At 50.6% G+C, this 19725-nt stretch carries 2 protein-coding genes; both read left to right on the top strand.

Features of this window, described 5'->3' with window-relative positions:
• Positions 1–105: 105 nt before the first annotated feature.
• Entirely contained in the window at positions 106–1908 is a 1803-nt protein-coding gene (locus Pan161_RS08085) for a cation:proton antiporter (RefSeq protein WP_145225727.1), read from the top strand.
• Between the two features lie 943 nt (positions 1909–2851).
• The gene (locus Pan161_RS08080; protein WP_145225726.1) at positions 2852–19645 is read left to right on the top strand and encodes a golvesin C-terminal-like domain-containing protein; all 16794 of its coding nucleotides are present in this window, start codon (positions 2852–2854) and stop codon (positions 19643–19645) included.
• Positions 19646–19725 lie beyond the last annotated feature (80 nt).

Here is a 19725-nt window from a genome sequence, read left to right as displayed (position 1 = left end):
TCGTCAATTTTCGATCCACTGAAGATTGATTCCCGGAGGATTTACTATCGAATAAAAACGGCTTAAAAAATAGAGCCGATTTGAATTATACCAGCTGGAATTTTCATGGGCGAACACGCGATCCTTTCATTATCATTCATTCTGTTGGCTGGCATGCTGTGTCAGTGGTTTGCCTGGCGCGTCAAGTTTCCCGCGATTATTTTTTTACTGGCAGCCGGTATTGTTGCCGGACCAGTTACCCAGTGGCTGAACCCGGATCAGTTATTTGGAGATTTGCTGTTTCCCTTTGTATCACTGGCAGTCGCCGTGATTCTGTTTGAGGGGAGTCTGACATTAAAAATTCAGAATATTCCCGGGCTGGAACGGGTCATCCGAAATCTGATTACGCTCGGGGCATTGATCACCTGGATGATCACAACACTGGCCACCCGAACGCTGCTGGACTTCTCCTGGAGTGTCTCCTTTCTGTTTGGTGCGCTCATGGTTGTGACCGGGCCGACGGTGATTATGCCCCTCCTGCGGACCGTACGCCCGAAAGAAAATGTGGCCAGTATCCTGCAGTGGGAGGGAATTCTGATTGATCCCCTGGGGGCCATCCTGGCAGTGCTGGTATTCGAATTTATCGTCTCCGGGGGAGGAGTAGAGGGTGGTTTTGCTGCGGGCCTGTTGGTTTTCGGGAAGATGATCCTGATCGGAATATTATTTGGTGCAGCGGGAGGTTTATTATTCGGCTTTCTCTTGAAGAAATACTGGATTCCTCACTATCTGCATAACATCTCCGCATTGGCACTGGTTTGTGTAGTGTTTGCGGTTTCCAATGTGTTTGAAGCCGAATCGGGGCTGCTGTCGGTAACGATCATGGGGATCTGGCTGGCAAACAGTAAAGGGCTGGAACTGGACGATATCCTGGACTTTAAGGAAAGCCTGAGTATCCTCCTGATCTCCATGCTGTTTATCATTCTGGCTGCCCGCATGAATCTCGATGCGTTTATCGATCTGGGCTGGCCCGCTCTGGCCGTCTTTGCCGTGATTCAATTTGTGATCCGTCCTGTGAGCGTACATCTCTGTGCATTGGGATCCAAGTTGACAATGAATGAACGACATCTATTGTCCTGGATTGCACCGCGTGGGATTGTGGCTGCTGCCATCTCAGCTCTGTTCGCGATTCGCCTGGAATACCTGGGTTATCAGGATGCATCTCGTATGGTGCCTTTAACATTTATCGTCATCATTGGGACGGTATTGCTGCAGAGTGCGACAGCCGGTCCTCTGGCCCGCTTTCTCAAAGTCGCCGAACCAGAGAACAAAGGCTTCCTGATCGTGGGAGCAAACGCGGTTGCGCAAATCATTGCCGAGGAATTAAAGAAAAACGGAATCCATACTCTGATGACGGATCAGAACTGGTCTTCTGTGACCGAGGCCAAGCTGAAAGGCCTGACTGCTTACTGGGGGAATCCGGTTTCGGAGCATGCAGAACGCAATCTGAACCTGATGGGCATCGGAAATCTACTGGCGATGTCACCACAGGTCGAATTGAATGCGCTGGCGGCGCAATATTACCGACTGGAGTTTGCCCCTTCGAGTATTTTTACGATTCGCAATGCACAGCCTACCGCTGGCACTGAAGAAACGAAGGCAGCATTCAAATATAGTGGACGCGTTCTGTTTGGTGATTCTGTCACCTTTCAGGATCTCGAACAAATGCTGCATCACGGGGCTGAAATGAAAACGACCCAGCTGACGGAAGAATTCACCTACGAAAACTATCTGGAACAGCAGGGAGCGCAGCGCGTTTCCCTGTTTGCGATCGACGCAAACGAAGTCGTACATGTCTTTACAGCCGAGCCCGATTTTGTACCCAAAGCCGGCTGGAAAATTATGGCGCTGGCGGTCAAACAGGAAGCTTAAACTGGCACCTCCCCTGAGTGACATCAGTCACCCGAGTCAGGGTTTCTGTGATTTACTGGTTAATCTGCACGCATTAGAGTGCGGAAGCATGTACCCATCTGCTCGCTCTCTCAAAATTCCCCTGTTCAATCGGGACTCTTTCTCGAACATCCTCTGTAAGTGAATCCCGCATCATGATGATGCAACGACGCTGACAGGTCTCCTGTTTCAAAAGCAATTGCGTGCGAAAGGGGAGTCAATTGGCGATCATGTGCCTGTTGAGAAAAACGAATCAAAGGCTCTACCAGAGTTTTTTTTTCAAGGATCGCGGCGAACTCAGGTCCCGAACTGCGTCCGAATGCCCGGCAATCATCACACGCATTCTCTCGACAGTAGATCTACTGTTATTGAGGAATACTGTGGCTTATTCTGCGAATTGATCAGGTCACGCAATTTTAGGCTCGCTGATGTCTTGTGATGTCGTCTGGCATTCTGGGAATTTCTGCTTGTTGATCAGTCTGTAGCCCGGTCATATTGTCAGGTTCTTAGAGAGACGCTCTGAGGAAAAATGTCAGTCAAAAACGCGAAATAGATTTGCAATCAGGTCAATTATTTTGCGTACACGTGCTGAAATATCTCCAGAATTCCCGAATCTGTATAGGTATTATGTTGAAAAAAGCCTACATTGTAGATTTATCATCAAAAACCCCCAAATTGTTAAAATTGTGATAGAGGACCCATTTTATAGTGGAAATTCTTCCACAGATTGGTTATTTCTATTATCTTAAATGAAAATAGGTTGTATGCGCAGGTAAAGAGTTATTTGTGTTTTGGATGATATTGGCTGAGATGTTCAGGACTGTAAACACGACCTGGATACACTGGACAGTTAGAAAATAATAGTGGTAGAGGCGATTTTTCTCATCCCCCGAGACTTTTGATTCACTAACGAAGGAATGACAGGATGCTACTGACGAACTGGCTCAACACACTCACTTCCCGAATTTCAAAACGCCGTGTTTTTCGATCCCGCGATCGCCGCGACATTCGCAAACGCTGGCAGTCAATCGTCCATAATCAGATCTCCACAACAGAAGCGCTCGAAGACCGCACGCTGTTGACCACGTTCTTCGTCGATGACTCCCTGGTGATCACGAATGACCCGGGGGCCGACGGTTTAAACGCGGGTGATACTGTCACTTTTGCGTTTGGTGAAGCCGGCCAGACAACAGGGCTGATTTTCGGGACGAATGCCTTTGACACGATTAACAACGCTGTCATCGCTGCAGCCGCCAGTGGGGACACGATTCAAGTCGCCGCGGGTACCTATAGCGGACTGATCTCATTGAACAAGTCGGTCGCTTTGCTCGGAGCTAATGCAGGTAACGACCCGAATGCCTTGGGCCGAGCAGCCGAAAGCATCATCAACCATGATGGTTTATATGCGATTCAGCCGACTGCGGACGATGTCACAATCGACGGTTTTTCCTTCGAAGGAAACGGCGGACGTGTGATCAATAGCTACCCAGGTGCGGATAACTTGACCATTGCCAATAACATTTTCAACAACACAAATATTCCGGGGGGGTCAGGTGGCATCCAGTTGCAATCCGGTTCGTTTGATGATTTGACAGTCGAACAAAACCTCTTTCAGTTCGAGGGAGACGGAGATGCGCTGTTGGTCGGCGGAGGCGGTTCTTTCGAGAGAATGCACATTGTCGGAAACCATTTCGCTGGAACGACGAGGGGAATCTTCCAAAACGGCGGCACGATCAATGACGCTGTCGTCGAACAGAACGAGTTTACAGGCGGTGTCGGGATGAACATGGGCGCTGCTGGTAATATTCAGATCCGAGAAAACACTTTCGATGGGACTTTCTTCACTGGTTTTCAGGTTGGAACAATTGGTGGTGAAATTATCGGCAACACATTCCAGAACATCGAAGCCGAACCTGGTTTCTTTGGGCAGGCATTCGAGCTCTGGGGAGGACAGTGGGGCACGACTGTTTCAGAGAACGTGACAATCGAGAATAACGTGATCCACTACAACGATGTCGCCGGTGCTGCCGAGCCGACTCACGGGATCCGATTGCGTCTCCCCGATGGAGGATCGGGGATCGATGCATCCACGATTCACATCAACAACAACGCATTTCTCGATGGCGGCGTTCACGGCGATGCCAAAGCGATTCGACATTTCGGTGACCAGACAACCGCAGCCGATGCGTCGGGAAACTGGTGGGTAACCACCAACGAAAGTAGTATTGCAGCGTTAATGGAAGACGCAGATGGTGGCACACCACTTATGGTCGACTTCACTTCTTACCTGGATGTCGGCACAGATACAGACGGTGGAACCGCTGGTTTTCAGGGTGATTTCTCCAAACTCAATGTTACTACGTTAGGTGCACAAACAGGGGGGGTGGGGCGGATTCAGGAAGCGATTGATCTGGCTGCCTCAGGGGCAACCATAAATATCGCCGCCGGCACTTATACCGAAAATGTGATCGTGAATACCTCCGTGATGATTCAGGGAGCCAATGCCGGGATTGCTGCGGGGGTTGACCCTGGTGGCCGCGGCCCGGAAAGTGAACTGACCGGCGGGTTTAGTCTCTTTGCGAACGATGTCGTGATTGACGGACTCAAGATCGTCGAAGGGTTCGGTCCGGCCGGCGTTGGCGATGTAACTGCCGTCTTCCTGACCGCCGGCACCACGGGGCATACGATCGAGAACAATATTCTGGTAGGCCCGGGAACGGGAGCCGGAAGTCGTGGTGTGCTCTCCACATTTAATGGAAATAACGACAACATCACGATCCAGAACAACGAAATTTACAATTGGTTCGGCGGTATTTTTAACCAGGTCAACACGAATGTTGACGTTTTCGGCAACAACTTTCACAACATGTTCGCAGGCGTCTCCAATGACTACGTTGCTGGTGTCAGTATCGAAGGCAACGCCTTCAGTGACTTAGTTGAAGGTATCGGCGTCTTCAATAACATTTCCAATGGCATCCCCGATGTAGCCGCTCATAACAACTCTTTTGACTCCTTAACGCTCACCAACCCCATCGCTCATTACGGTGGAGATACTGTTGATGCTTCCGGCAACTGGTGGGGCAACTCGGACGCAACAACAATCGCCAATTCCATGATGAGCAACGGTGGTGTTGGTAACGCTTCGAAGGTCGACTTCACTTCATTCTTGAGTGACGGCACAGATACAGACGGTGGAACCGCTGGTTTTCAGGGTGATTTCAATGTCGTGAATGTAACAGCTAAAGGAGCGCAGACCGGACCTTTGGGTCGTATTCAAGAAGCCATTGATAGTGTAGCCTATGGTGCGACGATTAATATTCTTGTCGGAACCTATACGGGTAATGTAGACGCTACCGGAATTAATATTACTCTCGCTCCTGGTAACAGTCCCGGTCAGGTGGTGATTAACGGTGATTTGATTTTAAATGGTGATGATAAACTTGATATCGAAATTAACGGTACCACCGCTGGTTCCGGATTTGATCAGTTTGTAGTGAACGGTGACGTGACTTTGAATGGCGCGACGCTGAACCTGATTGATGGTCATACCCCTGATGTCGCTGAATCGTTTATCCTGATTGAAAATAACGGTCCCAATCCTGTTACAGGAACATTTAACGGGTATCCGGAAGGCCACAAGTTTACAAATTTTCTGGGCGTCTCTGATCTGAATGCATTTTTGACTTATGCCGGCGGTGATGGAAATGACGTCGTCATTTATACGGAAATTCCTGATCCGGAAGTGAATATTCCTGCAGATAGCAACCCGGATGAATATACCCTGCAGATCATCGGCGGCAATGTCGTTATTACTGAAGTGGGTTCAGGGGATGTCATTTCCAATACTCCCCTGGCTGCTTTGGAGGGCACACTGGTCATCAACGGTGAAGCTGGTGTGGACGATAAACTGACGATCGATATGACCGGCATCGATCAAACGACTGATCTCCAGATAATCTTTAATGGAGGGACAGGTGGATTTGATACACTGGAATTAGTCAACGGCAACCTGGACTCCATGGAGTTTCGCTATGTGGATCCCAGTAGCGGAAGCATCAGGCTGAATGGCTCAGGCTCAGATTTCATTTCCTATACCGGTCTGGAGCCGGTTACATCCACTGTTAACGCCACCAACGTGACGCTGACTTATACCGGGGGCGCTGAGATCATCGATATCTCCGATCTGGGCGGCGGGCAGACACGTGTTAATTCTTCTCTCGGAGAAATGACTGACTTTTTCAACCCGACGGGAACACTGACCATCAATGCGGGGACCGGTGCGGATACGATTAATATCAACTCACTCGCTGCCGGCTACACCGCCAACATTATCATCAACGGCGGCGATGCCGCTGACGAGATCAATGTGGATGCTTCTGTTTCACTGGCTGCAGGAAAGACGATCCAGTTTAACGCGGAAGTTGTCGAGTTGACAGGTGACGTGACTGCAGATGCGATTACAGGAACGGCGGCGACTGTGAACATCACAGGTTCTGCTGGTGGCGCCGAGATTCAGGACGCCATTGATCTGGCTGCCTCAGGCGCGACGATTAATATTGCCGCCGGTACTTACAATGAAAATGTGAATGTCGATAAATCAGTGACCCTGGACGGTGCCGGAACTGGCAGCACAATTATTGATAACGGTGGAGTTCTCTTTACCGTGACAGCAGACGATGTTCGTTTCCAGGATATGACTCTGCAGAACGCTTCACAGGGAATCCGTACTTACTTACCAGCGGGCACGATTGACAACCTTCAAGTTAACAATGTGCATTTTGTTGACATGAGCTCGCGCGGGATTGAAATTCATAACGATACCACAATGACCAACATGAATGTCGCTGACAGCCTGTTTCAGAATACGGGGGTTGGAATCCGGTTCTCTTCTTCCGCTGTGGGTAATGGTATCTACATTGATAATACGACTTTTGATACGAACAGCCTAGGGTTTTATCAGGCCAATGATGGCAGTACGGGCTATGTGCGCGATTTACAGGTTACTAATTCCACTTTCAGGAACAGCAGCTTTGCTGCCGTTTATGCTGAGGAAATTCGAGATTCCATTGTTGATGATAATATTTTTGAAAACAATGGAAGAGATTTTTACGTTTACAAAGCATTTACGGCTGCAGGATTTCCAGTCGAGAATCTGCAGATTACCAACAATGATATGACAGACACAGTCAATGCCGCTATTCTGATTTTGGTTTATGGCAGCGGTTTGACTGGCAATGTTGAGATCCGCGGAAATATAATTGACAGTGATGTTAGTAATTTTACTGGCGAATGGGGGAAAATCGATATTCGTCTCGACGCCAGTTTTACTCATGTTCCAGTTAATATTGTTGAAAACTCGGTAACTTTCTCAGGGACCTATTCTGCCGGTGGGACTTCTTTTTACGGTATTAAACTGCGAGGTGCTTCCGACAGTATCAACATCAATCGAAATACACTTGATGGTGGAAATGTCGGTAGTATCGGCGGAGTCCCTCAAAATTCCGGAATCTATGTGCAGACGGATGATTCTACCTATGGTGCCATCTCTGCAACTTCGGTTATCAATGTTTCGAACAACTTCATCACTGGTTTTGATGCTGCCGTCAGTGTGCATGATCCCGTGGGAGCCAGTTTTGGTGGGCTGACTGCAGGTGCCCAGCTGAATATCAATGATAATTCAATTGCCGGTAACGCAGCAGGCATCGCCAGTGGAGCCGGAGCACTTGTGAACGCTTCCAACAACTGGTGGGGCCCCGGAGACGAAGTAACCGTCGAGGGTTTAATGACTGGCGGTGTTGATTTCACTTCTTACCTGGATAGCGGCACAGATACAGATCCTGGGACAGTTGGTTTTCAGGGTGATTTTTCTGTACTGAATGTAACTGATCGAGGCGAGCAGACAGGGTCTGTGGATCGAATCAAGGAAGCATTAGACGCGGTCACCCCCGGCGGAACGATCAATATTACCTCCGGTATTTATCACGAAAATGTGACGGTCGGCCAGGGTATCACACTGAGTGGAACACCTGACATTCGTGGTACTGTCACCGTGACTGATAATGCCCGACTGGCACCCGGCTTCAGTGCCGGAGTCATGCAGACCCAGGATTTGAGCTTTGGAGTTTCCTTCGAACTGGATTCCATAGATTTGGGTGACTTTACGCAGCTTGACGTCGGGCTGAATGAAGACCTGCGTTACGTGGAATCAGTGCAGGGTGAAAACATTCTCTTCTGGAAAAACCCTGCAGGCGAATTGAGACGGGCCACCTATACCTGGGATGGCGCGAACCTGGTTCTGGGAACGATTACAACCGCCACTGGCTTGACGTCCGGCGATCATGCCAGCATTCTGAATCTAGGCGGAGGCGTGTTGGAAGGATACTTCCATTCCGGTACAGGGCCCAGTACGGCAGGCCAGTATCACGCAATCAGCAACGATAGCGGACAGACCTGGATTAATGAAACATTCATTGGCTATCCGTTCCCGACAGCTGGTCTGTCCGATTCGGGTACGACCGGTGGCGGAGGCGTGATTGAGATCAATGGTGAGCGCCGGGTTTACGCACAAAATAATTTTGGCGATATCGTGATGTGGACAGCGCCTGCCGGTTCGAGCGGTCCTTTGACCAATGCCGGTATTTTGATTGATAATCATACTGGTGATTTCCAGAACCAGTCACCCAGCGGCGATGCGATTGCGCTTCCAACCGGAGAGACGCTGTATCTGTATGTGGACGGCGAGGGTTCAGAAAGTTCACTGGGGGCCATCGGGGCTTTGATCCTTGATCAGAGTGGGTTGGGTATCGTCAGCCAGATCGATAACTTTATTTCCGTTTCCGATAGTGCGTTGATTAACGCCGGGCTGACCAGTGTCGATGAAATGACAATCGGGAACCTGCAGATTAACGGTGATACCATTACCGGCGTCCTGATGATCGCCGGTGACAGCGTATCGCATGGTAGCAATGAAGATCTGTTTTATGCTGCGATTACCATCAATCTGACAGCGACTACACCGGCGATTCCCGCTAATGTTGATATTGAAATTGGTGGTAACGTCGCGGGAACGGGGTATGACCAGATCGACGTTCATGGGACGGTGACAATCGGCGAAGGAGCCACATTAAATTTGATTGATGCTTATGGTCCCGGCGATCCTGGCCAGGGGGATCAGTTTGTCATCATCAATAATGACGGCACCGATGCTATAAACGGTACCTTTGCCGGACTGCCAGAAGGTTACGAATTCACGGATTTCCTGGGCAGCGGGCTGAGTGCATTTCTGACCTATGCGGGTGGAAATGGAAACGATGTTGTGATTCATATGGAAGATACGACACCGGAAATCACAGTACCGGACAATGACGCGGCAGACCAGTATACGCTGGAAATCGTGGGTGGGAATTTTGTTCTGAGCGAAACCGGTTCGGGCACAATCATCTCGACATTTCCCGTAGCTGCCATAAACGGTCCGCTGGTAATTATCGGCGAAGATGGTGAAGACGATACACTGACCATTGATCTGGACACTATCGATCATACTACGGACATTCAGATCGAATTCCGAGGCGGAACTGGCGGACATGATACTCTTGTTCTGGAACGCACGGCGGCTGTCAACTCGGTAGGGCATGTCTTTGAGAGTGCCAGTGATGGTAGTATTTTCCTGGATGGGGAATCAGAAGCAACGATCGCCTATACCGGCCTGGAACCCATTGATGACCAGATTGTTGCCACCGATCGTACCTTCAGTTTTACGGGAGCCGGTGAGACCATCACGCTTTCGAATTACGCTACTATTGGTGAATCGCTGATCGGTTCTACCCTGGGAGAATCGGTCAACTTTGTCAATCCCTCAGGAACAGTGACCATTTATACGGAAAATCCGGGAGTAGTTCCGCTGGGGACAGGGGCGGATACAATTAACATCGAAGGTGTCGATGCTGGTTTTACAGCAAATCTGACAGTGGTCGCAGGCATCAATGATACGATCAACACCGGGATCGTGGATATCGGATCGGGAGCTCTCAACCTGACTGCCGGCCAGATCAATGTGAACGGTGATTTCACCACCACGGGCAGTGTGGATATTAACGCCAATGCTTTTGATATTACCTTTGGTGCAGGCGGGTCCATTAATGCCGGTACCAGTGAGATTGACTTAACCGCTACCTTCAATGTGGAATCTGTGAAAGTGACCACAACCACTGAAGTGCGGGTGACTGCCACCGATGGTGGCATCAATAACCTGAATACTACCCTGATCACGGCTGATCGGGTCGCCTTAGATGCTGAAACTGGCATTACTGGAATGAATACCAATGTTAATACTCTGGCTGCCAGCACAATAAGTGGTGGCTTTTCCCTCGACAACACAGGGGCATTGGAAATTGGTACGGTTGATCTTTTGAGTGGGATCACTGCTGCAGCCAGTTCAATCTTCCTGACGACAACTGGTACTCTGCTGGTCAGTGATGCCGTCACTGGGGGAGCAGTCGATCTGAGGTCAAACGATACCATGACGATCTCAGACGATGTGGCTGCATCTACGGGAACTTTGAAGCTGCAAAACAACGGCGGCGATTTCGTGGTCAACAGTCCCGCGCAGATCTCCAATGCCGGTGCCTTTTTGATTGACATTGATTCTGCAGGCGCAGTCACTCTGGACGACGGATCGACCGTGACCAGCCTTGGAACCGGTCTGATCGATATCGTTGCTGATACCAACGTCGCTCTGGCAACGCTGATAACGAGCGGAAATGTGACCGTCACCGCGACAAACGGGGCGATCACTGACAACAATGATGATTCCACAAACAACATCGCTGCGGCGAACGCCACCCTGATTTCCGGTACGGGAACCGGGGACGGTAACGCTCTGGAAACGACGATCGCAGCCCTGGAAGCCAGCAGCGGCGCAGGTTTGGAACTCGATAACACGGGGGCTCTCAACATCGGTTTTGTGGGTGGATTAACGGGGGTCGCGGCAGACGCCGGTCTGACCATCACATCCACGGGCACCATGACGGTGACCGAAAGTGTGACCGGCTCAGGTGGAACGCTGAAGCTGCAAAATACGGCTGGAGATTTCATAGTCAACAGTCCCGCGCTGGTCTCCAATACGGGCGCCTTTTTGATCGACATTGATTCTGCAGGCGCTGTCACTCTGGACGACGGCTCAGGAGTGGCCAGCCTTGGCACTGGTCTGATCGATATTGTTGCTGATACCAACGTCGCTCTGGCAACGCTGATAACGGGAGGCAATGTGACCGTCACCGCGACAAACGGGGCGATCACTGACAACAATGATGATTCCACAAACAATATCGCTGCGGTGAACGCCACCCTGATTTCCGGTACGGGAACCGGGGACGGTAACGCTCTGGAAACGACGATCGCAGCCTTGGAAGCCAGCAGCGGCGCAGGTCTGGAACTCGATAACACGGGGGCTCTCAACATCGGTTTTGGGGGTGCATTAACGGGTGTGACGTCCACCTCTGGTGATGTCGCCATTTCTGCCGGTAGCATCGCTTTGATCGAAACGATTGCAGCGTCATCGGGTAACATCTTGCTGAATGCGACCGGTGGTTCGATTACGGGAACCAGCCTTTTGACGGCGGTCAATGCGGATCTGCGGGCAACCGGTAACGTCGGCGCCCCGGGGACGGAAGTCGAACTGGCCGTGGACGGCCTGGAAGCGCTCGTGACAGGCAGCCTGTACGTCAATGACACTGGCACACTCGACATCGGATTCACCACCGGCAGCACGCTCAACGGCGTGACAGTCGGGGCGGCTTCACGGATTGAGTCTGGCGGCACGATGACTGTGACTGAAGACATCGCCGCCTCTGGTGGCAACCTGCAACTGGAAAATACGGCTGACAATTTTATCTCGGATCTTGCTACGACGATCTCAAATACGGGCGGCTTTTCCATTCAGGTGGACTCTGCCAATGATATCACAGTCAATGGCACCGTGCAGACCGTTGGTGGAGCAATCAGTCTGCTGGCAGACAATGACCTGGTACTGGGGGCAGGTTCTCTTGTTAATACCGCAACAGTCGCTGCCGTTGTGACGTTGACAGCTGATAACGCTGGCCCCGTGGGTGGTGCCTTTACTCAGAATGAGGGAGGCGTTGTCAACGCTTGGGGCGGAGACCTGGATGTGACCGCAACCGGTGATATCCGGCTTGCCGATCTGCAAAGTGCCGGCGGGACGATTACCGTTGATTCAGCGGCCGGAGCAATTCTGGACAACACGGCAGCCGGAAACAATTTAATTACAGCAGACAGCGTGTATCTGGAAGCCGCGACTTCCATCGGGATCGGTGACGATATCGACACTGCTGTTACCACACTCGCTGCACGAGCCTTCGATGGTGAGATCTCGGTCAGAAATTCAGGTGACTTGACGATTGGTACGGTCGGCGCATTCCCCGCGGGTGTGATTGCTACAAGTACCATATCAGCGAATGGAACAGTCACGATTATCGCTGCCAGTCCTCTGACAGTAGCCAGCAATGTGAGTGGCTCCGGGACGGTGACGCTGACCTCAACAGATGCAGGCGGTGCCGGGGATAACCTGACGATCAACGGCGGTGGTGTGCTTGTTGAATCAACCGGCGCTGATGTTATTTTGAACTCTGGCGATGACTTCCTGTTGACCGCCGGCGGCACCGTGCGTGCTTCAACCACCATTGAGATCAATGTCGATCCAATTACTGATGGCACGGGTGCAATCGTAAACCTGCTGGGTGATGTTGATGCAACCCTGACGACTATCAATGGTGGAGATGACGCCGACACGTTCAATATTTTGCCGACAGATAATTCGCCGATTACCGTGAACGGTGGCGCTCCGACCTTCCCCGGTCCTGGTGATGTGCTGAATATGGATTTCAATGGAGTCTCGAATCCCTTATTGACACTGGGAGCCGCTCCCGGATCGGGAACGTTTGACTTCCCATCTGATACCGAACAGACTGTCGATTACACGGAAATCGAAAACGTGAATACCAGCACAGGGACATATCACCTGGTGCTCAATATGGTTACATCCGGTTTCGAGACCACGGGCCTCGCTGATACGCCTGACACGATCGATGCTTCAGTAGATGGAACGGATACCAATCTGCTACTGGATATTAACGGAGGCAACTTCTTCACTGGAGCGGTCGCCGACATCCTGTCCTTTACGGTGCTGGGGTCGGACGACAGCGAGACGTTGAACATCAACGAGAATGCGAATGGTGTTCTGCCATTCTTCCAGGTGGCAGCACCAGCGATTCCTGGTTCCAACGGTTCGCATCTGAATGCATCGATGGACACTTTTCTGGAAGATGTATTCAATCCCAATACATACGATGTGAATGACATTACGATTCACTTTGACGGTGGTTTTGGAATGGCGGCAACAGATGTCGTCAATGTTAACTTCGTAACAGACCATGATGCCGCTTACTTCTCAGATACCGACGATGGACTGGGCAGCGGTAATATTGCTGCTGGCGTCGCCGCCGGATCGGATATCGATCTGGGCCTGTCGTTCGCTCGTCTGGAAGGGGTCGGGATCTTTGGTACGACGACCGGTGGCGGTTTACGCGTGGATGCCTCTTCCACTCCTGATACTGACAATATTACGATTCGTGATTTCGGAGCGGATAATGACGGTGTTTCACAAATTGCCGGTAGCATGCAGTTCACCGATTTATTGTTTGCCGGCTTTAATGATCTGCAGGTCGTTTCCGGAACGGGAGCCGAACTGCTGGATCTGGTTGGTCTGGATTCAACAACCTCACTGACCGATGTCGAATTGGATGCCGACAATGTGGATGGTTCGGATAGCGCGAATGATACGATCCGCGTGCGGTCTACTCCTGCGGGAACAGTGACCAATGTCACATTACGGGGCGGAGAGGGTAACGATTTATTCCAGATTTTTGATGCTGGAAATACTGTTGATAATATTAACGCTGCCATCCAGGTCTTTGGTGAAGGATTCGGTGATACAGATATCGACACACTGACGCTGATTGACTCCGGTGATGTTACTGGTGATGATGATTTTGAAGTAACATCCACCACAATCGAAGGAATCAACAGTGCTCCGGGCACCGATGTGACCTATACGGACATTGATAATCTGAACGTAACGGCATCCGCCGGCGATGATACCATCGATGTGAATCTGGGAGATGTAGAGGACCTGAATAACGTCACCATTAGCGGGTATCAGGGGCGCGATGACTTCTTCCTGAAGAATGACACCCCTGTTGGTGTAAATACCACCCTGTTGGGGCAAAACGGGAATGACGAATTTATCTTTGAAAGCAACTTCAAGTTGCGAGGGTTTATTAACGGCGGTAACGGAAATGATACGCTTGATTACAGCAGCTACGATCCGATTGTGAATGTGGTTCTGACCGACCTGGGTAGTTCCGATGGATTCCGTGGACGTGAAGATAATGGCAGTATTTTGGGAACTGGTACCGCCGGCCTTGGCTTTAACAACATTGATGATCTGATCGGTACCGATGGCAGTGATACCTTGCAGGGACCAAACTTGAACAATTACTGGGGGATCACAGCTACCGATAAAGGCTTTATCATCGCTGATCGAACCAACCTGAACAGTGGTCGTCCGACGACCGGTGCAGATGGAACTGCCAGCGGAGCGGAAGAACGTTTGGATTTCACAGATTTTGAGAACCTGGTTGGTGGTACGCGAGATGACCGCTTTGACCTGTCTGACGGAGATGGCCTGACCGGTACTTTGAACGGTGGCAGCGGAAATGACAGCCTGGATTACCGAAACTACTCCACAGGTATCACAGTCAACCTGTTTGCCGGAACTGCTACCAATATTGGTGGTGGTCTGGTCGCAGGAGCCGGTGGTGGTGATGACGACAACAGCATCGAAAACGTATTTGGTGGTAACGGCGACGATAACATCACCGGCGACAATGATAATAACATTCTGGGAGACGGTCTCGGCAGCGACAACCTGGACGGCGGTGGCTTTGGAGCTGGCGGTGGCACAGGTGCGGGTGGCAGCGGAAATGGTGGTAACGATGTATTCCTGATCGAACCCGGAGCCGCCGGTAGTGCAGATGTGATTACCGACATTCACGGTAACGACACGATTGATTTCCGCTTTGCCAGTGCCGGTATCACGTTTGATGTGGATCTTCTGAACGTGGCTCAGACTGTCTTTGGCAGCAGTACTGTTACACTACAACAGATTATACCTGAGCAGCCTGTCACGAACCCGAGTTTCATGGAGAATGTGGTTGGCAGCCAGCAGAATGATACTATCTACATCGACCCACTGTCTCAGGATGGGAATGACCCGATTGACGGGCCTCCTGTTCTGCGTTCTGCTGATGGCCTGGGGGGCAATGACTTCCTGGACTTCGACTCTAAAGGGCAGGCTGTCATCGATACCGGCTTCTCTCTGACTGCAGACGGTGTGGGAACAGTTCAGTACCTCAACTTCGAAAATATAACACCTTTTGAAGATAATCCCGCAGTCATCGTAGATAATGGTGACCCTGGATTCACATTCACCGGCGACTGGCCTTACTTCACTCTTCAAAACACATATCTTACCACTGGTATGGGCTTTGAAGATGATATTTATTTTGTTGACGCTCAAACTCAATTTAGTACCGATCTCGCTCAAGCTTACTGGGAATTCATTGGTCTGACTCCTGGTCAATATCGTGTTTCAGCCACCTGGCCAGTTTCCTCGAATCCGTCAACAGTGCAGGCTGCGGCAACAGATGCTCCGTATACCATCTATGACGGAACTCAGGCAGAAATCGGTTCTACAGCTATTGATCGCGGAACATTTGATCGGAATCAGCAGTTGGCACCGGATGATTATTCAGCCGATGGCACTACCTGGGAAATTCTAGGTACTGTTGATGTGAGCAGCAGAACGTTGACCGTGATGCTGACCAACCTTGCCGATGGATTTATTACCGCGGATGCGATCCGGATTGAACGTGTTTCTACCGGAGCCGAGATTGAACTTGTTGATGTCACTGATGTCCTGGCGCCTCCGGCACTGATTGTCGACGGTCATCCAGACGGGATTCAGTTTGGTCCTACAGAACTGCTGACAGATGCAGTGCGGACATTTGAAATCAGAAATACGAGCTTAACCACGCCACTGAATATCAGTAATCTGGTGGTTCCCACTGGATATAGTGTGTCGGGATTCCCAGCTTCAGTCGTCGCCAACAGTGCTGTCACTTTTACGATTACCATGGGATCCAACACCTTCGGTGACCGTTCCGGTATCTTCTCCTTCACTACAAATGATGTGGATGAATTGACCTACAATATTCTGCTGGATGGTCAGGTTTCAAATGTTGTCATCATCGACGATGGGGATGCGGACTTCTCGGCAACGACCGGTTTTGAATCCTTTGACACCCGGGTGAATGAAGGTTCTTACGGTTACGAAGGGGATGTGACGGGGGCTGTTCCCAATGGTCCTGGTAGTACACCAGCGCCTCCAACGGAAACGGCGACCTGGACCTTTTCAGGACTGGCTAATGGAAACTATCGGGTTTCTACTACCTGGTCTCAGCTTTACAATCGTGTGACAGATGCTCCTTACTCACTGAATGGTGGTTCGACTATTACGGTAGATCAGAGTGTGGCCCCTTCCAGCTTCATTGAAGATGGTACTGCCTGGTTTGATCTGAGCAGTTCATTCACTGTCAGTGGGGGGGAACTGATAGTCACATTGACGAACGAAGCCAGCAATTTTATTCGCGATCACTGGACACTGGCAAATGGTGTGATTGCGGATGCTGTTCGTATTGAATATCTACCCGAACCCGATCTGGAAATCACAGTCGATGGTGGCACGGTCGTGGATGATGACACTGGTGTTGTAGACTTCGGCAGTACGATACCTGGTATTCCTGTGATTAAAGAATTTACCATTACCAACCTGTCTGCGGAAGAAGTGGATGTGACAGGTCTGATTGATTTTCCACCTGGATTCAGTATTGATCCTGACTCACCATTTGGAACGAATACGACTCCGTACACGCTTGCCGCCAATGGCAGCCCAGGTGACACTGTTGTCTTCCGAATTCAGTTTGACGGAGGCACTAACGGTACCTCATTTGGTAAGGTTTCCTTCACCACCGGAGATCCTGACGAGAACCCATACAACTTTACGGTTCGTGGAGAAGCAGGTCCGGCGACTGTGGAAATTACTGATCCCAATCCCACTTTCTCCACGGTTGGAACCTGGGAAGACTATACTCCAGGAAATGTTGGAGATCCTCTGTTCCTGTTTGCTGGTGAAGAGTTCCAGACAGGTACTGGTAGCAATACTGCGACCTGGAACTTTGATGTGGAACCAGGCCGTTACCAGGTCGTCGCCCACTGGAATGTCAACTCTGATGTGACCATGAACGGGTTGGGAGCCGCCACAAATGCTCCTTACACAATCTCTGGCGGTGCGAGTCCCGTTACCGTCTTGGTGAATCAACAGACCAGTGCCAATGACTTCCTGGATGATGGGACTTACTGGGAATACATCGGCGATCCTGTTGTCATTACTGGTAATACATTGTCTGTAATGTTAAGCGATCTGGCTGACGGTGTGGTCTATGCTGATGAAGTACGCATCTATCGCGTTGTTGATCCTGTGATCAAAGTCGAGGTGGATGGGGGTACGGTTGAAGATAGTGGCTCGGTCGAATTTGATGATACGATCGTGGGAGCTCCTGTCATTAAAACTTTCACTGTGACCAATTATGGTGAACGAAATATGGCACTCGGCTCGTTCGCTACTCTTCCCGCTGGCTTTAGTATGGTCAGTGGGTTTGGAACGAACAATCTGGCACCTGGTGCTTCAACCACGTTCACACTGCGGATGGATGCCACCGGAGTGGGAAGCTTCGAAGGGATGATTTCCTTCGACGTCGATACTTCCGATTCGAATCCGTTTAACTTTACTGTTTCCGGATCAGCAGCGGAAACCATGATTATCGACAACGGAGAACTGGGTTACAATACCACTGGTGACTGGATTACACGCTCAGCCACTACGATCTACGATTATTACGAAAATGATCAGGATGAATTACCAAGTGACAATGTGGCTAGTACGAATACGGCTACTTGGAATTTCACTAATCTGGCAGCAGGTACCTATAGTATCGCTTCACACTGGGCCGCCCACAGTGGTCTGAGTTCCAATGCTCAATTTGTGATTTCAGGAATTCTGGGTGGTGATATCACCGTTTCCCTGGATCAGCGTTTTGCTGCCAATGACTTTAATGATACTGAGGGCGTGAACTGGGAAACACTCGGAACCTTCCAGGTTGCTGCTGGTGGTGATTTCACGATTACCTTACTGGATAATGGTATTTCCGGACATCTGGCTGCCGATGCGATGCGTCTGGCTAAAGTGTTACCTGGTAGTGTCGCTCCGGAAATCGAAGTACAGGCAGGTGCGGTTAACCTGGTTGATGGTGTGAGCAGTATCGATATGGGAACCGCCTTCTATGGAGAATCTCTGTTCCAGACCTTCACGGTTACGAATACGGGAACCGATACACTCAATCTGAGTGCAATCATCCCACCCGCTGCCGCTGGTTACAGTATTTCCACACCGCTTGGAACAACCACCTTATATGCCGGTCAATCAACGACGTTTGAACTCGAATTTAACAACACAACACTTGCTGGCGGCGTATTCAGCGGGACACTTACCATCCCCAATGATGATAGTGACGAAGACCCATTCACGATTGATCTTTCTGCCACGATGACGACAGCACTGATTGTGGACGACGGCGATGCCGGTTTCAGCGTCACAGGCGACTTCTACGGGACAGGCTGGCTGACCTACTTCCAGGGTGATACCCGGCAGTTGAATACCGGTGATAGCGGAACAGCAACGTGGGACTTCAGCGGTCTGAATCCTGGTGACAACTATGTTGTATACGCTACCTGGTCTAAACATGGCAGTCTTGCCACGAATGCGGAATACTCGATTAACGGTTCTGGTCCAATTGTGGTCAATCAGCGTCTGGCCCCCAATGACCTGAACAGTGATGGGGCGAACTGGGAGGTTTTGGGGACTGTGAGTGTCACAGCCGGTGGTTTGATTTCTGTTGAACTGACCGACAATGCTGCTAATGGAAGAATTCGAGCCGATGCCATTCGCATCGAACGTACCGGTCCACTGATGGCAGCAGCGGGGGCCAGCAGTTCGAATGCCGCCGCGATTACTCAATCTGATCTGGATTCGGTTCGCGACGCTGCGTTGAGCTACTGGAAAGCGACTGGGTTAAGTGAAACTCAGGTCAGTCTGCTGGAGTCCGTCAGTTTTGTTCTGACTGATCTGCCTGACGCGATGCTCGGGGCAGCAACCACTACCACAATTCTGATCGACGTCAACGCCGCTGGCTATGGCTGGTTTGTGGATGACACTCCATTCGACAATAGTGAATTCAGTCTGGATGCGAATGGTGATCTGGTTGCCGGGTCCGGCAGTGCCGCCTTTGGTCAAATGGATCTGTTGACCGTTATGCTACATGAAATGGGGCACACTCTGGGATACGATCATGCCGATGATAGTGACTTGCTGATGAGTGATGCTTTGGATGCCTCAGAACGCCATCTGCCTGAAATCGATGATTTCTTCAGCGGTGTGGCAGACGGGGATAATCCTCTGTTGGACTAATCCGGTGGTTTAATACCGGTAGTTTAATATTGACTGACAGTCCTCGAAAACTTCTGGTTTTCGGGGGCTGTTTTTTTAGA

The sequence above is a fragment of the Gimesia algae genome, from assembly GCF_007746795.1.
GTDB lineage: Bacteria > Planctomycetota > Planctomycetia > Planctomycetales > Planctomycetaceae > Gimesia > Gimesia algae.
Note: the sequence above shows the minus strand (reverse complement) of the source record. Positions and strands in the feature narration are given on the sequence as shown.

What these genes read in the sequence shown, in the direction of transcription:
- Pan161_RS08085 (WP_145225727.1), top strand. Translation starts at nt 106, where the DNA reads ATGGGCGAACACGCGATCCTTTCATTATCATTCATTCTGTTGGCTGGC.
- Pan161_RS08080 (WP_145225726.1), top strand. Translation starts at nt 2,852, where the DNA reads ATGCTACTGACGAACTGGCTCAACACACTCACTTCCCGAATTTCAAAA.